This is a genomic window from Bradyrhizobium sp. Arg237L (assembly GCF_029990105.1).
In the GTDB taxonomy this organism is placed as follows: domain Bacteria; phylum Pseudomonadota; class Alphaproteobacteria; order Rhizobiales; family Xanthobacteraceae; genus Bradyrhizobium.
On the sequence record NZ_JAQMIL010000070.1, the window covers coordinates 17344 to 31995 of the forward strand.

The window sequence follows — 14652 nt, forward strand, 5'->3', positions numbered from 1 at the left end:
GCAGGAATTCGCCGCCTGCACGCCATCATCCCGGATGTGCCGCCCGGCGCCGGCGTTTTGCGTCATCGTGGCTTGACTCGGGAATCGCCGATGGGGCATGCCATGGGCTTCAAGGTTCCCGCGAGGCCCCCGGAACATGACTTTCACGTCGTGGCAATTCGGCTTGTTTGCCGCGATCGTATTTGTCGCCTACTACCTCCCGCCGTTGCGGCGGTTCCAGGTCCTGCTCCTGGTGGTCGCGAGCCTGTTCTTCTACGGATACGGCCAGCCTGAACTGCTGCCGCTGCTCGCGGTCGCGGTCGGCGGGACCTATCTGTTCCTGGTGCTTTCGCTGCACGACCGGCGCTGGCTGCCGGCCGGCATCGTCTTCAACCTCGCGCTGCTCGCCTTCTTCAAATACAAATTCCTGTTTCTCGATCCGAGGGCGCCGGTTCTGGTCGACAATACGGCGATCGACTTCCTCTTGAAGCTGCCGCTGCCGATCGGCATTTCCTTTTTCGTCTTCCACAATATCAGCCTCCTGGTCGACCTCACGCGCAGCAAGGCGCCGCGGCCGCCTCTTGCCGACGTCTTCCTCTACATCATCTTCTTTCCGCAGCTCGTCTCCGGGCCGATCACGCGCGCCGGCAATTTCATGCCGCAGATCGTGCCGAAGCAGCTTGCCGACGTGCCGTTCGTCGACGCCACGAAATGGATCATCGCGGGCTTCTTCTTCAAGCTCTATGTGGCCAACAATCTCAACGAGATGACGGCCTATATGGACTTCCCGCTCTACGAGACGCTGCAAACGCAGGACCGCTGGCTGCTCGTTTTCCTTTACGGCTATCAGATCTACGCCGATTTCTTCGGCTATTCGGCGATCGCGATCGGTCTGGGGCTTCTGTTCGGTTACCGCCTGCCGATCAATTTCGATCTGCCCTATACGTCGCTGTCGTTTTCGGAATTCTGGACCCGGTGGCACATTTCCCTGTCGACCTGGCTGCGCACCTATCTCTACATCCCCTTGGGCGGCAACCGGCATGGACGTATCAGGACCTATCTCAACCTGATGATCGTGATGGGGCTCGGCGGCCTCTGGCACGGCGCGGGATTCAGCTATCTGGCGTGGGGGCTGGTGCACGGGTTGTTCCTGGTGATCGAGCGGCCGTTCCTGCATGTGCTGCAGGCGATCGATTCCGTGCCGCTGCGCCTCTTGCGCATGGGCGTGGTGTTCTTCTGCGTCACCATGGCCTGGATCTTCTTCAAGCTGCCGAATTTCGATCATGCGCTCGCCTATCTCACCGGCATGTTCACGCCGACCACCAACCCGAATCCGCCAAAATTGTTCTACAATCTTGCGCTGCTCTATGCGCTTCCGGTCCTGCTGCAGCATATGCGCATCGCCTCGCTGTTCGAGACCGCGCTGATGCGGTGGGAGCCATATGTCTATGGTGCGCTGGTCGCGCTTGCCTATCTTGAGGCGGGGCCGGAGAGTGCCTTCATCTATTTCCAGTTCTGATCGCATGGAAAAGCAGCCAAAACCCACCGTCTGGTTGATCAAGAGCGCCGTTGCGGCCGCGCTCCTGCTGCTCGCCTGCGGCATCGCGACCGCGCGGTTCGGACACACGTTGCAATTGCCGGCGACGACGGCGCGCGATGGCGCGCTCGTCATCGTGAATCGCTATGTCGACAATCCCGTTCCGGATATCGTGTTCGTGGGCAGCTCGCTGACCTTCCGGCTCCGGGAGGAATATTTCGAAACGCCGCGCGTGGGGAATCTGGCATTCGCCGGCGGATCGCCCGTCACGGCGCTCGAAATCCTCGCGAGCCAGCGGCAGCTCCCCAAGCTGATCGTCGTCGAGATCAACATATTGTCCCGTGCACCGGATGCGGAGCTGGTGAAGCGCTTCTCCACCAAGGAAGGGCACGAGGCGCTGTTCTTGCGTCCGATCCGGACCGCCGTTGCTGCCTATGAGAACCGGGTGCATGCCCCCGTCACTCACGCCCAGATCGCGGCCCGGCTGAAAAGCCTGCTCGAGCAGCCGCCCGGCAATTTCGACAACCACGTCTATCTGGAGCGGGCGATCGGAGAGATGGAGTCCGAAGACCCGAGCGCCGCCGCCAAGGTCAATATCGAGATGATCCGCCGGCTGATCGAGGTGCTGGAAAAGCGCGGCGCCCGCGTGCTGCTGATGGAAATGCCCTACGCCGCGCCGATCGAGACATCGCTCTATGTCAGGACCACGCGCGAGCTCGTCCATCGCGCGTTTCCGGATCAGAGCCGCTGGCTGCCGATCGACGTCGATCGTAACGAACTCAGATGGGATGACGGCGTGCACCTGGACGCGCGATCGGCGGTGCTGGTCAGCCGCTACCTGGATGAACGCTTCTCCGCTAGATTGAGTGATATCCGCGGATCTTCTCATTCTGGTCAGTAGGGTGCAGGAGCGATGGTCGCTTGGCTCAAGTCCGGCGCGGCGCCGGCGCAATTTCACGGTCCCACGATCGAGACGACGCGGTTGATCCTGCGGCCGTGGAAGGCTTCCGACATCGCGCCGAATACCGCCATGCTTGCCGATCCCGAGACGGCGCGATTTATCACGCCCGACCACAAGGCGGTGACAAACGAAACGACTGGCTGGCGCAATGCGGCCGTCATCGCTGGGCACTGGGCGCTGTATGGTTTCGGCATGTTTGCCGTCGAGGAAAGATCATCCGGTCGATATGTGGGCCGTGTGGGTCCTTGGTACCCGGCGGGCTGGCCGGGGTTTGAGGTCGGCTGGGGCATCGCCAAGGAATGTCGCGGCAAAGGCTATGCGGTCGAGGCAGCGCGCGCCGCCATCGACTGGGTGTTCGCCAACCTTGCGGTTGACCGCATCATTCACTGCATCGATCCGGTCAACGTTGCCTCGCAGGGCGTGGCGCGCCGGCTTGGTGCGAAAATCGACGGTCAGGCCGAGTTGAACGGCGATACCGTCGATATCTGGGTGACCGAGCGCGATCGATGGACGGCTTGAGAGAGCCTACTGCCGGCCCAGTTGCGTCGCCTTTTCCACGCGGTCGAAACGTTCCAGCGACAGGATCGCATCGGCGAACTGGTCGGCGCGGCCGTTCAGGACCGGGCGGGCCAGCGTCAGGAATTTCTGCTGCATCGCCTGCCCATCGGGGAACGATGACGGCTCGCCGGACGGGTCGGCATTGAGCCGCTCATGCACGCCGTCATCGGTGGTGATGCTGACGCGCGCGCCGAACGGATGGGTGCGGCCGATCTCGAGCCGATCGTCCTGCACCACATCGAACTTCTCGGCGAGCGCGTCGATCGCGGCATCGCCAAGCCGGTTGTAGTCGTCCCAGCCGAAGCGGCCCTGGTCGAGGGCAACAGCGCCGGTGAAGAACATCGAGAACTGGCCGCCGACGATCGAAGTCGGGTGCCGCTTGGTGGCGGCGTCGCCGGTCAGCGTGATGCCGTTGCGGTGCAGGCCGATCTCGACCCGCTTCACCTGGTCCGGCGTCAGATTGTGCTCGCGCCGCATTGCGATCAGCGCATCGATCGCGGCATGGGTGTAGCGGCAGCTCGGATAGGGTTTGACGCCGATCTTCATGGTCTCATAGATGCTGCCGAGACCCGCGATCGCCTTGTCCGGGTGCGCATCGTCGCTGTAGCCGACGAGCAGGCCATGCTTGCCTTCCACCGATTCGACCGAGCCAACGAAATCGTTGCGCGCCAGCGTTGCGGCGATGACGCCGTTCATCGCGGCGGCACCGACCTGGTAGCGCTTGTTCCAGGCGCCGTTGATCAGGAACTGCAACGAGCCCGCGGCCTGGCTGCCGGAAACGCCGAAGGCCGCGATGATCTGCTCCTTCGATAACCCGTACAGTTTCGCAGCCGCCGCTGCCGCGCCATAGGTGCCGGCGGTCGCAGTCGGGTGGAAGCCGCGCGCATAATGCGAGGTGGGATCGAGCGCGTTGCCGAGCCGGCAGCAGACCTCATAGCCCGCGACAACAGCGGTCAGCACGTCGCGGCCGGAGGCACCGACCATCTCGCCGACCGCGAACGCGGCCGGCACCACGGGCGCGCTCGGATGCAGCGAGGAATCCGCATGCGTGTCGTCGAAGTCGAGCGAATGGCCGAGCGCGCCGTTGAGCAGCGCCGCGACCGCCGGTGTCCAGGTCTTGCCGTCGCCGAACACGGTGGCTTCGCCCTTGCCGTCCAGCGCCAGCGCTTCCAGCATCTTCAAAAGCGAGGGCGTAGATTCGGCTTCGCGCCGCGCCCGAATCGTGCTGCCCAGGAAGTCCAGCGTCAGCACTTTTGCCCGCTGCAATACTTCCGGTGGTATATCTGCAAAATTCAGGTTAGCGACGTAGGCGGCGAGCGTTGCGGTTTCGTTGGCCATCGTGTTTCCTCGTTTCGCCTGGCACGGTAGGCGGGCCGGTTTCACGTTTCAAGCCGCCTTCACGCCGCGGGCATCAGCCATGCCGAACATCAGTCATAGGATCGTCGTGAGCATCAGAGATTCGGTCGCATGACGGCCGCCGCGAAACATGTGCTCGGCTGGATTCGCAGCCGGAAGGGGCAATTGGCGCTGGCAGTCAGGGTTACGGTGGCGGCCGCGATCGCCTATGCGGTCGCCGTGGCGCTGCACCTGCTGCTGCCGCTCTGGGCGGTGCTGACCTCGCTGATCGTGACCCAGATGAGTGTCGGCCGGTCGCTGAAGGCGACCCGCGACTACATGCTCGGCACCATCGGCGGCGCGATCTATGGCGGCGCCATCGCGGTGCTGATCCCGTATTCCGGGGAGAGCGGCCTGCTGGGCTTGCTGGTGCTGGCGGTTGCGCCTTTGGCCTTCATCGCCGCCATCAATCCCAGCCTCAGCGCGGCCACTGTGACGGCCGTGATCGTGCTGCTGGTTCCGACCTTGCATCACGCCGATCCGCTGGCATCCGCCATCGACCGCGTCAGCGAGGTCGCCGTCGGCGCCATTACAGGACTTCTGGTGTCGTTCCTGGTGTTGCCGTCGCGCGCGGTGAGCCAGATCCGCGTCAACGCCGCGCGCCTGCTGGAATTGATCGCGGCCGCCTTCACTGAACTGCTCGCCGGCCTGACGCGCGGGCGCGACAATGACGCCCTACACCGCATCCAGGACGGCATCGGCACCGCGCTGGAAGGGTTGAATGCGACCGGCGCGGAGGCCGAGCGCGAGCGCTCCGCGCATCTATCGTCCGGTCCGGACACCGGGCCGCTGCTGCGGACCATTTTGCGACTGCGCCACGATGTGGTGATGATCGGCCGCGCCACGGTGGTACCGCTGCCGGCGAATGTGCAGGCACGGCTTGCAGCGCCCCTGTCCGACGTCAGCAAGGCGATCACGCTCTATCTGCGCTCGGCAGCCGCAGCGCTGCGCATGGGCGCGGGCGCGCCGCCGATCGCGCCTGTTCATGCCGCCTTGCAGCGCTATGCGAACGAAGTCGCCGCCGTTCGCAGCGAGGGCCTGATCCGCGGCCAGCCCGTCGGCACTGCGGAGTGCTTCTTCGCGCTGGGATTCTCGCTGGAGCAGATGCGGCAGAACCTGCTCGACCTCGATCGCGTCGTGGGTGAGTGGTCGGAGACGTCGGCGGCGACGAAAGAGCCGGCCGAAGAGTAGGGCGTGTACTCGTAAAGCCGTGGATGTCGGCTTCTGACGGCCAAGCTGAAATCTTACAATCAGTCGGAACATTACTGCTCGTGACCTCGTGACCTCAACCGGACATTATCTCCATCTCCGGGCGCGTTTATTGCTCCTACTCACGCGCTGTCAAAGAAGCTCTATTCAGTCATGCTGCTGACGCAATCTCTGTCTTAGTCGGTGAGAATTAAAAACACTGTGTGAGGACCCGCCCAGGTTCCCACAACGGTTCCATCGCCGGCATCGGCACGAATTCGCAAAAAATTGGCACGAGTCCGTTAACGCCTCCGCGTTCGCTTGACCATGCTTTGCGGCATCGGGAACCGAACGATCGAAAAAATCAGTCAAGGAGTTATGATGCTGTTCCGCTCGAGCGCCGCAATTTGCGGCGCCGTAGTCGCACTTGCCATTTCTGTTACCGTTGCTCGCAGTGAAATCAGCGCAGTTCATTCAAGCGCCGTCGTCGATGCCGCTTCTGGAGATGCGATCGTTGGCGCAGCATCCATGTACAATCCGTTCCGGCCCGGATGGCGGGAGGGCGGCCCGGACACAGCCTCCGGCGAGCGCTATGATCCCTCTGTCTGGGCGGCGGCCATCAAGACAAGTTTGCGTGAGAAGTTCGGTGGGGTCCAATATGGCGCGAGGCCGAAGTACGCTCTCGTTGAGGCTGTAGGCAAGAAGGTCATCGTCAAGATAAATGACGTGGGGCCACTGACGCCTGGCCGTATCATTGACCTGAATGAGCGGACGATGCGCCACTTCGATCCAAGCCTGCAGCTCGGGGTCATTAATGACGTAACAGTCAGGCCGCTCTCAGGGGACGATTGGATCCCCGGACCGGTCGATGGCCTCCTCGCCGCTGATTCTTGAGACCTCTGCGCGCCCTGATCTCCGGCGCGGGGTCACAAGTACACGCCCGAGCGCGCGATGCGGTTTGAATCTAAAGCACGACCTGCCGCAGCATCGCGGCCACGACCAGGCGGTGAAAGGGCAGGATGATCGCGAGGTAGGTCCGGCCAAGCCAATTGTGTGTCCGCACCAGCGTGGTGGTGGTGACCTCCTGGCCACCGGCACGAGCGGTGACATCGACCACGACACGAAAATCGAGATGGCTGTCGTTGAAGCCCGCCACCAGCCGTTCCGGCGTTTCGCTGAGAACCGGAAACATGCCCACCATGCCGTGCGATGTCCTATCGCCTTCGCCTGAGGTCTTCAGGCCAAGCGGCGCGACAATCAAATTGCGCAATCGCAACAGCGCTTCGATCCAGCGCTGGCGTCGCGCAAACATCTTCTCGGCCGCCTTGCGCGCATCGAGCGCGGTGCCGTCGACGGCGATGCGAAAGGCGTCGATGAACTCTGCACCCGCGAGCAACGGGCCGGGATCGATATCGGGCGTGACTTCGCGCGCTTTCATCACATGGCCAATCTGTTGCTCAGCAGGCGGAAACGCAAGATCAGCAGAATGGCATAGGCCGCGGTCCCGGCCGATAGCCCGATCCAGATGCCGACCGCGCCGAGCGTGGTCGCGAAGCCGAGCAGGCATGCGGAGGTGAACCCGATCAGCCAGTAGCTGATCGTGGCGAACAGCAGTGGCAGGCGTGTATCGTTCATGCCGCGGAGCGCGCCGGCGGCAACCGTCTGCACGCCGTCGGCGATGAAGAAGGTCGAGCCGACCAGCAGCAGCGAGGCCGTCAATTGCGCGGTGGCTTCGGCGGCTTCGCCGAGGAAGATTTCGGCGATCGCGAATCGTCCGAGAATGACGAGAAGCGTCATCGTCGACATGAAGACGATGCCGAGTCCGGTTGCTACGAGTCCCGCGCGTCTGACCGCGGGCGCATCGGCGCGTCCGACAGCGTGGCCGACGCGGACGGTCGCCGCCATGCCGATGCCGAACGGCACCATGAACAGGATGGCCGCGATCTGCAGCGCGATCTGATGCGCGGCCAGCGCGGCCGTCGAGATCAGCCCCATCAAGAGCCCCGCGGCGCCGAACAGGCCATATTCCAGCAGGAAGGCGACCGAGATCGGTGCGCCGACAATGACGAGTTGCCGCATCAGCGGCCAATCGACGCGCCAGACGCGGCCGAGCACCTGATATTTCCGGAACGGCCGGCGGCGATAGGCGAACCACAGGCCGGCGAGGAAGGTCCCGAGATTGACGATCGAGGTGGCAATGCCCGCCCCGAACAGCCCGAGCGGCGGCAGTCCCCAAGCACCATAGAGCAGGAGATAAACCAGCAGCGCATTGGCCGGGATCGCCGCGAGCGTGATCCACAGCACCGGCTCGGGCCGGTTGACCGCGCTCATGAAGCCGCGGATCGCAATGAACCACAGCGCCGGCAGCATGCCCCAGGCGAGGCCGAACAGATATTGCTGCGCGAGCTGCGCGGCCGTGGCGGCCTGGCCGAGCGCGAGCAGGATCTGTTCGCCGCGGAACGGCAGCACCATCAGCGGCAATGTGATGAACAGCGCGGCCCACAGCCCGACGCGGAGCGAGCGCCGCACCATGCGCGGATTGCGCGCGCCAAAGGCTTGCGCCGCCAGCGGGGCGACGGCGGACATCAGGCCCATGCCGAAGGTAAAGCCGACGAAGTAGACCGTGCCCGCCAAGGCCGCGGCGGCGACGGCCTCGTCGCCGAACCGGCCGATGAAGGCGAGGTCGGTCGTCATCATCGCGATCTGGCCGAGCTGCGTCAGCGCCATCGGCACCGCAAGGCGCAGGGTCTCAGCGAGCTCGTCGCGCAAATGGTGACGAGGCGCACGCGCGGCCACGCGTGGCGCCATCGAAGCGCGTTCGATGTTCTCGGTTGAGGTCATGGGCCGAGATTAGCACCGCCGCGCGCCTAAAAGGTGGCGGAACGGCCACTGCAATAGCCCGGAACGCCATTGCGTAACCCGGGGCCGCTCGCGAATGCTGATGCGACTGTCCCGGGTTGCGCGTTCCGCTCCACCCGGGCTACGTGCTCGCAAAGGTCAACGAAAAATGTCCTGGGTTACGGCTTGCCCTGCCTGATCGCGTTGATTTCGCGCTCCTGGGCCTCGATGACGCCGTCGGCGATCTGTCCGACGCGGGGATCGCTGACATGGGCGCGCTCGCTGGTCAGGAGCGCCGCCGAATGGAGCGGAATCACCACCTGCGTGCCCGGGGCATCGCCTGAGGTTTCGCGGCCGTGCGTGAGCCAGAGCGAAATCGTAAGCGCGAGGACCGCTGCCGCGGCAATGGTGAGATTAGTGGCGTCGCCGCCGGTGATCTGGAGAAATCTGGGCAGACGAACGCGCATGGACGCACCTGCCTGTGGGGAACTGGCAGTGCAACCGACAGGTCGGCCGATTGTTCCAATCGTCGTGGTGATTCTCTACCGCACGCGTTCGGGCACGCGGGTGATCCTGGCGCCGAGCGCGTTCAGCCGCTGCTCGATCCGCTCGTAGCCGCGCTCGATCTGGTCGGCATTGTTGATGGTGGAGGTACCCTCGGCGCAGACCGCCGCAAGCAGCATCGCCATGCCGGCGCGGATATCGGGGGAGGTCATCGGCGCGCCACGCAGCCGGCTCGGACCGGCGACGATGGCGCGATGCGGGTCGCACAACACGATGCGGCCGCCCATTGCAATGAGTTTGTCGACGAAGAACATCCGCGATTCAAACATCTTTTCGAACATCAGGATGACACCATCGCACTGCGTCGCGGTGACGATCGCGATCGACATCAAGTCCGCCGGGAAGGCCGGCCAGGGCTGGTCCTCCAGCTTCGGCACATGGCCGCCGAAATCATCATGGATCTTCATGGTCTGGCCTGAAGGCACGACGAGGTCGTCGCCCTCGACGCCGCAGACGATGCCGAGCCGCTCAAAGCCCATCCGGATCGAGCGCAGATGCTCGACGCCGGCGCGCGCGATGCGCAGCGGCGAACGCGTCACCGCGGCAAGCCCGATCAGCGAGCCGACCTCGATGTGGTCGGGCTGGATCGCATAGTGCGTGCCGCCGAGCGTGGCGGGGCCGTGGACGATGATGGTATTGGTGCCGATGCCCTCGATCTTGGCGCCGAGCGCGACCAGGAAATTCGCGAGATCCTGCACATGCGGCTCGGATGCGGCGTTGCGCAGGTAGGTGGTGCCGCGAGCGGCCACGGCCGCGACGAGCGCGTTCTCGGTCGCCGTGACGCTGGGCTCGTCGAGGAACACGTCGGCGCCCCTCAGGCGGGAGGCGCGGAACTCGAGTCGGTGGGTCGCGGTGACGGTCGCGCCGAGCTGCTCAAACGCGAGGAAATGCGTATCGAGGCGGCGGCGGCCGATCACGTCGCCGCCGGGCGGCGGCAATGCGACCTCGCCGCAGCGGGCGAGCAGGGGCCCGGCGAGCAGGATCGAAGCACGGATCCGCGCGCACAGTTCCGGATCGAGATCGGCGGCGCGGATCTCCTTGGCGTGGATCAGAAGCGTGTTGCGCTCGGTCCACTCGGCCGAGGCGCCGACGGAGCGGCAAAGCTCGACCAGCGTCTCGGTGTCGCGGATCCGCGGCACGTTGGTCAGCGTGACCGGATGCTCGGTCAATAGCGCTGCCGCGATGATCGGCAGCGCCGAATTCTTGTTGCCGGACGGCTCGATCGTGCCGGAGAGCCGGTGGCCGCCCTCGACGATATATTGAATGGGCGCCACGTTGTCCTCGACGGGTTGGCTGGTTCGCTCGTGGAAGATTCCGTAACGGAATCAATGGGCAGTCAGAGCGACATAGCACATAAGGCTCGTCGAAGTCATGCCCTCAGCGATCCGCTGTCCCCGCCGTCAGGCCGGGACTGTGGCTGCCTGCTCGATCAGCCCGCTTTCCTTCAGCTCCTGCCAGAATTCCGCAGGAATCTTGGCCTGCATCGAATTGTAGTCCTCGAGGATTTGCCGGTGGCTGCTCGCGCCCACGACCAGCGCGACGACGACGTCAGGAGCCGATGAAAACTGCAAGGCCGCGGTCCGCAGATCGACGCCGTGGCGGGCGGCGGCCGCGCGGAGCCGGTCACGTTTCTCGATATGGGCCGGAGAGATCTTGTAATTGTTCGGCCCGTAATTGTAGCGCGGACTGCCGGAGATGAAGCCTGCGTTCAGCGCCGAGCCGATCACCAGCGACACATTCTTCTTCCGCACCGCCGGGAAGACCTGATTGACGGCGTTGGCATGATCGACCAGCGAGTACTGCGAGGCGCACAGGCAGACGTCGGGATCGGCAACGTCGATGACGCGCAGGATGGGCTCCGGGCAATTCACGCCGATGCCCCACGCCTTGATGATGCCTTCCTCGCGCATGCGCGAGAGCGCCGGGAATGCGCCGCGTTCGGCGATCGCGAACTGCTCCTGCCATGATGTCGGGAAGTATGGAAAATCCGGCGAGATGTCGTGGACGAATGCCACGTCGAGGCTGTCGACGCCGAGCCGCTGCAGGCTGTCCTCGATCGAACGGCGAACGCCGTCGCCGGTGTAGTCATAGGTGACGTCATTCGGCGAGTCCGATAGCGGAAAGATTTCCGCATGCCGGTTGTTCTTCGACGCCTTGAACAGCTTGCCGACCTTGGACGACAGCACGTAGTCGCCGCGAGGCTTGTTGTGCAGGAAATGGCCGAAGCGGCGCTCCGACAATCCGAAGCCGTACCAGGGCGCCACGTCGAAATAGCGCACGCCGGCGCTCCACGCAGCCTCAAGCGTCGCCTCGGCATCCTCGTCCGTGACCTTGTTGAACTCGTTGCCAAGCGGGACGCCGCCCAGCCCGAAGCGGAACCCCGGCTTGAAAAGTTGTGTCGCGCGATTTGCCTGTGCCATGCGATTGTCTCCTTTGGTGTCGGTGGTGGCTGTAACCAGTGACGGTGCCGCAAGGGCGCCGACCGCTGCCGCGGCGACGGTGAGGAAATCCCTGCGGCTGCCAGTTCGTTTCGTCATTGCGTGTCTCCTTCGGTCATGCGGGGAAGGCGCCGAGAAGCGTGGCTCCATGCGCGGCGCTCTTCCTTCAAGCTTGAGTATGGGTCGTAAAACGGCGGCCACCAGGGTAGGATCGTTGAGTGCAGCTCAACGACGCCTTGAGGGGCCGTTCATGAAAACGTTCGACCGAAACATGCTGGCGGATTTGAACGTGTTCCTGACGATCGTGCGCCGGGGCAGCCTTGCCAAAGCGGGCATTGAGCTCGGCGTGAGTACGTCCGCTCTGAGCCATCGCCTGCGCAAGCTGGAGTCCGATCTGGGCATGAGGCTCCTGCATCGCTCCAGCCGCTCCATCAGGCCGACCGCGGCCGGCGCCTCGCTCGCTGCTGAACTGGAGAACGGATTTCGCACCATCCGCGATGCCTTGACCGGGCTGGAGAACCATCGGCGTGTGCCGGTGGGGCGGCTTCGTCTCAACGTTCTCCGTGATGCCGCGCGCCTCGTGCTTGGTCCTGTGCTGCCGCGTTACTGCAAGGAGTTTCCGGGCATGCATGTCGACGTGACCGTCGAGGATCGCATGGTCGAGATCATCGCGGAGGGTTTTGACGCCGGCATCCGCTACGGCGATCGCGTGCCGCTGGACATGGTGGGGATCGCGCTGACGAAACCGTTGAAGTGGGTCGTGGTCGCCTCGCCCGAACTGATCGCGCGTGCTGGCCGTCCCGACGCTCCCGGCGATCTGCTGCAGCTTCCGTGCGTCGAGATGCGCGTCGGCGATAATCGCAACTTCCCGTGGGAATTGGGCAACGGCGATTCGATGATCCGTCTCGATGTTCGCGGGCCGGTCTGCGCCAACGAAACCGAGCATGCGGTCGACATGGCGTTACGCGGCGTGGGCTTTGTCTATTGCCTGGCGCGGCGGGTCGAAGCGGAAGTCGCATCCGGCGCGCTGGAAATTCTGCTGTCGGAATGGGCCTCCGAAGGCCCGCCCTTCACCATCTACTATCCGAGCCGCCGCCAACCGCCGCCCGGCTTGCGCCAGCTCATCGACCTCACGCGCAAGTCCGAAAGCCTGCCGCCATTGGCCGCGACCGACGCCGGCTAAGAGACAAGGCTACTCCTGCAGCGCGAGCGGTGTGGCGTTGGCGCCGCGCGAGTAGATGGCCGTCATCTAGACTGCCATGGCGGCAGCACAATTTGTAGCTGCAACCAAGCAAATCCGGCTTGGCTCGTTCCAGTTCATATACTAATATATTAATCAGGATGCTGTCATGCGCTCCATGAGGAAAGCCGAAGCCACCGTCCGTGCCGCCGGCAATCGCCGCAGCGGTCGGCCACGAACAGCGACGGCGTCGGCGCGGATCTATGCGGATCTGCGCGCCGAATTGGTGTCACTGCAGCGACGCCCGGGCGAGGCGATCTCGGAAGCGGAAATCGCGCTCGCCCATGGCGTCAGCCGGACGCCCGTCCGCGAGGCTATCCTGAAATTGTCGGACGAAGGTCTTGTGGAGATATATCCGCAATCCGGCATCTTCGTCTCGCGCATTCCAATCGCGGCGTTGCCGGAGGCGATCACCATCCGCAAGGCGCTGGAGGAAACCACCGCCCGATTGGCGGCAGAGCACGCCACCTCAAGCCAGATCCTGAATTTGCTTTCTATCTTGGAACGCCAGCGCGAAGCGAGCGCCGCCAGCGATCGCGAAGCATTCCATCAAGCGGACGAACTGTTCCACGCAACCATCGCCGAGATCGCGCGATACCCGGGCATCTGGAAGCTGATCCTGCAGGTGAAGGTCCACGTGGATCGCTATCGCCGCCTGACGCTGCCGCAACCTGGGCGAATGAGGCAGGTGATCGCGGAGCATGAACGCGTCATGACTGCGATCGAGGATCATGATCCGCCGGCTGCGGGAATGGCTATGGCCAGGCATCTCGAAAGGCTGCTCGTCGATATCTCCGCCACTCAAAATATCAACCCGGAGTTCTTCGACGCGCAAACCTGAGGTTGAAGATCAACGACAACGACAACAATATATTGGGAGGATCCAGATGAAACGGCGCGACTTCATCAAGCTGAGCGCCGGGTTCGGCGCGGCTTTTGTTATCCAGCAATCCCCCGCGCAGGCCCAGACAAAAACGGTCCTTAAGGCAGCGGACGTTCATCCGTCGGGCTATCCGACGGTCGAAGCCATGGTCCGGATGGGCAAGAAGCTGGAAGCCGCCACCAATGGAAGGCTGTCGATCCAGATGTTCCCGTCCATGCAACTTGGCGGCGAAAAGGAAATGATCGAGCAGGCGCAACTCGGCGCGCTGCAGATCGCTCGTATTTCGGTCGGGGCCGTCGGCCCGGTCGTGGACGACGTCAACGTCTTCAACCTGCCCTTCGTATTCCGGAACTCCAGGCACATGGAGAAGGTGATCGATGGCGAGATCGGCGATGAGCTGCTTGCGAAGATTTCGGCGAACGACAAGGCTGGTCTGATTGGGCTGTGCTGGATGAACGCTGGCTCGCGCAATATCTACAACAACAAGCGGCCGGTCCGAACGTTGGCCGATCTGAAGGGCCTCAAGATCCGCATGATCGGTAATCCGCTGTTCGTTGACACCATGAACGCGCTTGGCGGCAACGGAGTCGCGCTCGGCTTCGATCAGGTCTTTAGCTCGATGCAGACCGGCGTGGTCGATGGCGCGGAAAACAATTCGCCTTCGTTTGTAGCGCAGAACCACTATCAGGTTGCCAAATACTTCACGATGACCGAGCACCTGATCATTCCGGAAATCGTGGTGTTCTCGCGCGTGTCGTGGCAGAAGCTGTCGCCGGACGATCAGGCACTGATCAAAAAATTTTCCAAGGAAATGCAGGCCGAGCAGCGCGTGCTTTGGTACGAGGCGGAAAACGCAGCCATCGCAAAGATGAAGGCTGCCGGGACCGAAATCATCACCGATATCGACAAGAAGCCATTCCAGGACGCCGTAAAGCCGGTTTGGGACAAGTATGGCGCAAAGTACGCCGCAATGATCAAGCGGATCGAGGCGGTCCAATAGCTCCCGCGCTGCAACGGGCGAATGGCCGAACCGCGTCCGCTCCCCCGGACGCCGGATTTGCCGGAGCAATT

14 protein-coding genes are annotated in these 14652 nt (G+C 63.6%); 8 read left to right on the plus strand and 6 right to left on the minus strand.

Features of this window, described 5'->3' with window-relative positions; all coding sequences use genetic code 11:
- Positions 1 to 136 precede the first annotated feature (136 nt).
- The 3 genes from OZ411_RS32890 to OZ411_RS32900 are packed head-to-tail and all read left to right on the plus strand — an operon-like array spanning position 137 to position 2996.
- Positions 137 to 1498: an MBOAT family O-acyltransferase gene (locus tag OZ411_RS32890; protein WP_282531266.1), complete on the plus strand. Its 1362-nt coding sequence runs from the start codon at positions 137 to 139 to the stop codon at positions 1496 to 1498.
- A gap of 4 nt (positions 1499 to 1502) precedes the next feature.
- The gene (locus tag OZ411_RS32895; protein ID WP_282531267.1) at positions 1503 to 2417 is read left to right on the plus strand and encodes a hypothetical protein; all 915 of its coding nucleotides are present in this window, start codon (positions 1503 to 1505) and stop codon (positions 2415 to 2417) included.
- A 12-nt stretch (positions 2418 to 2429) separates the two neighbouring features.
- Positions 2430 to 2996 (plus strand): GNAT family N-acetyltransferase, encoded by a 567-nt coding sequence (locus OZ411_RS32900; protein ID WP_282531268.1) that lies wholly within the window; start codon positions 2430 to 2432, stop codon positions 2994 to 2996.
- Positions 2997 to 3002: 6 nt separating this feature from the next.
- On the opposite strand, the gene OZ411_RS32905 is transcribed toward OZ411_RS32900, so the two are convergent.
- Positions 3003 to 4373: an MmgE/PrpD family protein gene (locus tag OZ411_RS32905; RefSeq protein WP_282531269.1), complete on the minus strand. Its 1371-nt coding sequence runs from the start codon at positions 4371 to 4373 to the stop codon at positions 3003 to 3005.
- Positions 4374 to 4502: 129 nt separating this feature from the next.
- On the opposite strand from OZ411_RS32905, the gene OZ411_RS32910 reads away from it, so the two are divergent.
- Together OZ411_RS32910 and OZ411_RS32915 are read left to right on the plus strand one after the other, a co-directional pair.
- On the plus strand, positions 4503 to 5621 hold the full coding sequence (locus OZ411_RS32910; protein ID WP_282531270.1) for an FUSC family protein: 1119 nt from the start codon (positions 4503 to 4505) through the stop codon (positions 5619 to 5621).
- A gap of 375 nt (positions 5622 to 5996) precedes the next feature.
- The gene (locus OZ411_RS32915) at positions 5997 to 6512 is read left to right on the plus strand and encodes a septal ring lytic transglycosylase RlpA family protein (RefSeq protein ID WP_349017057.1); all 516 of its coding nucleotides are present in this window, start codon (positions 5997 to 5999) and stop codon (positions 6510 to 6512) included.
- 70 nt (positions 6513 to 6582) lie between these two features.
- Here the strand turns inward: OZ411_RS32915 and OZ411_RS32920 are convergent, their stop codons facing one another.
- The 5 genes from OZ411_RS32920 to OZ411_RS32940 form a co-directional block, all read right to left on the minus strand.
- A complete protein-coding gene (locus OZ411_RS32920; protein ID WP_282531272.1) occupies positions 6583 to 7056 on the minus strand; it encodes a DUF2867 domain-containing protein in 474 nt (157 codons plus the stop codon).
- Entirely contained in the window at positions 7056 to 8426 is a 1371-nt protein-coding gene (locus tag OZ411_RS32925) for an MATE family efflux transporter (protein WP_282531295.1), read from the minus strand. Before OZ411_RS32925 ends, OZ411_RS32920 begins: the two co-directional genes overlap by 1 nt.
- Positions 8427 to 8635: 209 nt before the next feature.
- The gene (locus OZ411_RS32930; RefSeq protein WP_282531273.1) at positions 8636 to 8923 is read right to left on the minus strand and encodes a hypothetical protein; all 288 of its coding nucleotides are present in this window, start codon (positions 8921 to 8923) and stop codon (positions 8636 to 8638) included.
- Positions 8924 to 8998: 75 nt separating this feature from the next.
- On the minus strand, positions 8999 to 10294 hold the full coding sequence (gene murA, locus OZ411_RS32935; RefSeq protein ID WP_130581928.1) for a UDP-N-acetylglucosamine 1-carboxyvinyltransferase: 1296 nt from the start codon (positions 10292 to 10294) through the stop codon (positions 8999 to 9001).
- A gap of 126 nt (positions 10295 to 10420) precedes the next feature.
- The gene (locus tag OZ411_RS32940; protein ID WP_282531274.1) at positions 10421 to 11557 is read right to left on the minus strand and encodes an aldo/keto reductase; all 1137 of its coding nucleotides are present in this window, start codon (positions 11555 to 11557) and stop codon (positions 10421 to 10423) included.
- A 151-nt stretch (positions 11558 to 11708) separates the two neighbouring features.
- Here OZ411_RS32940 and OZ411_RS32945 point away from each other — a divergent pair, with 151 nt between their 5' ends.
- The 3 genes from OZ411_RS32945 (at position 11709) to OZ411_RS32955 (ending at position 14581) form a co-directional block, all read left to right on the plus strand.
- Positions 11709 to 12641 carry a LysR family transcriptional regulator gene (locus OZ411_RS32945; protein WP_282531275.1) on the plus strand — a complete coding sequence of 311 codons (933 nt, stop codon included), beginning with the start codon at positions 11709 to 11711 and terminating at the stop codon, positions 12639 to 12641.
- 166 nt (positions 12642 to 12807) lie between these two features.
- Entirely contained in the window at positions 12808 to 13539 is a 732-nt protein-coding gene (locus OZ411_RS32950) for a GntR family transcriptional regulator (RefSeq protein WP_282531276.1), read from the plus strand.
- Positions 13540 to 13585: 46 nt separating this feature from the next.
- Positions 13586 to 14581, plus strand: a complete 996-nt coding sequence (locus OZ411_RS32955; RefSeq protein WP_282531277.1) for a TRAP transporter substrate-binding protein — start codon at positions 13586 to 13588, stop codon at positions 14579 to 14581.
- The last annotated feature ends 71 nt before the right edge of the window (positions 14582 to 14652 follow it).

What these genes read in the sequence shown, in the direction of transcription:
- OZ411_RS32920 (WP_282531272.1), bottom strand. Translation starts at nt 7,056, where the DNA reads ATGAAAGCGCGCGAAGTCACGCCCGATATCGATCCCGGCCCGTTGCTC.
- OZ411_RS32955 (WP_282531277.1), top strand. Translation starts at nt 13,586, where the DNA reads ATGAAACGGCGCGACTTCATCAAGCTGAGCGCCGGGTTCGGCGCGGCT.
- OZ411_RS32915 (WP_349017057.1), top strand. Translation starts at nt 5,997, where the DNA reads ATGATGCTGTTCCGCTCGAGCGCCGCAATTTGCGGCGCCGTAGTCGCA.
- OZ411_RS32905 (WP_282531269.1), bottom strand. Translation starts at nt 4,373, where the DNA reads ATGGCCAACGAAACCGCAACGCTCGCCGCCTACGTCGCTAACCTGAAT.
- OZ411_RS32930 (WP_282531273.1), bottom strand. Translation starts at nt 8,923, where the DNA reads ATGCGCGTTCGTCTGCCCAGATTTCTCCAGATCACCGGCGGCGACGCC.
- OZ411_RS32940 (WP_282531274.1), bottom strand. Translation starts at nt 11,557, where the DNA reads ATGACGAAACGAACTGGCAGCCGCAGGGATTTCCTCACCGTCGCCGCG.
- OZ411_RS32950 (WP_282531276.1), top strand. Translation starts at nt 12,808, where the DNA reads ATGCGCTCCATGAGGAAAGCCGAAGCCACCGTCCGTGCCGCCGGCAAT.
- OZ411_RS32945 (WP_282531275.1), top strand. Translation starts at nt 11,709, where the DNA reads ATGAAAACGTTCGACCGAAACATGCTGGCGGATTTGAACGTGTTCCTG.
- OZ411_RS32900 (WP_282531268.1), top strand. Translation starts at nt 2,430, where the DNA reads ATGGTCGCTTGGCTCAAGTCCGGCGCGGCGCCGGCGCAATTTCACGGT.
- OZ411_RS32925 (WP_282531295.1), bottom strand. Translation starts at nt 8,426, where the DNA reads ATGGCGCCACGCGTGGCCGCGCGTGCGCCTCGTCACCATTTGCGCGAC.
- OZ411_RS32910 (WP_282531270.1), top strand. Translation starts at nt 4,503, where the DNA reads ATGACGGCCGCCGCGAAACATGTGCTCGGCTGGATTCGCAGCCGGAAG.
- OZ411_RS32890 (WP_282531266.1), top strand. Translation starts at nt 137, where the DNA reads ATGACTTTCACGTCGTGGCAATTCGGCTTGTTTGCCGCGATCGTATTT.
- OZ411_RS32895 (WP_282531267.1), top strand. Translation starts at nt 1,503, where the DNA reads ATGGAAAAGCAGCCAAAACCCACCGTCTGGTTGATCAAGAGCGCCGTT.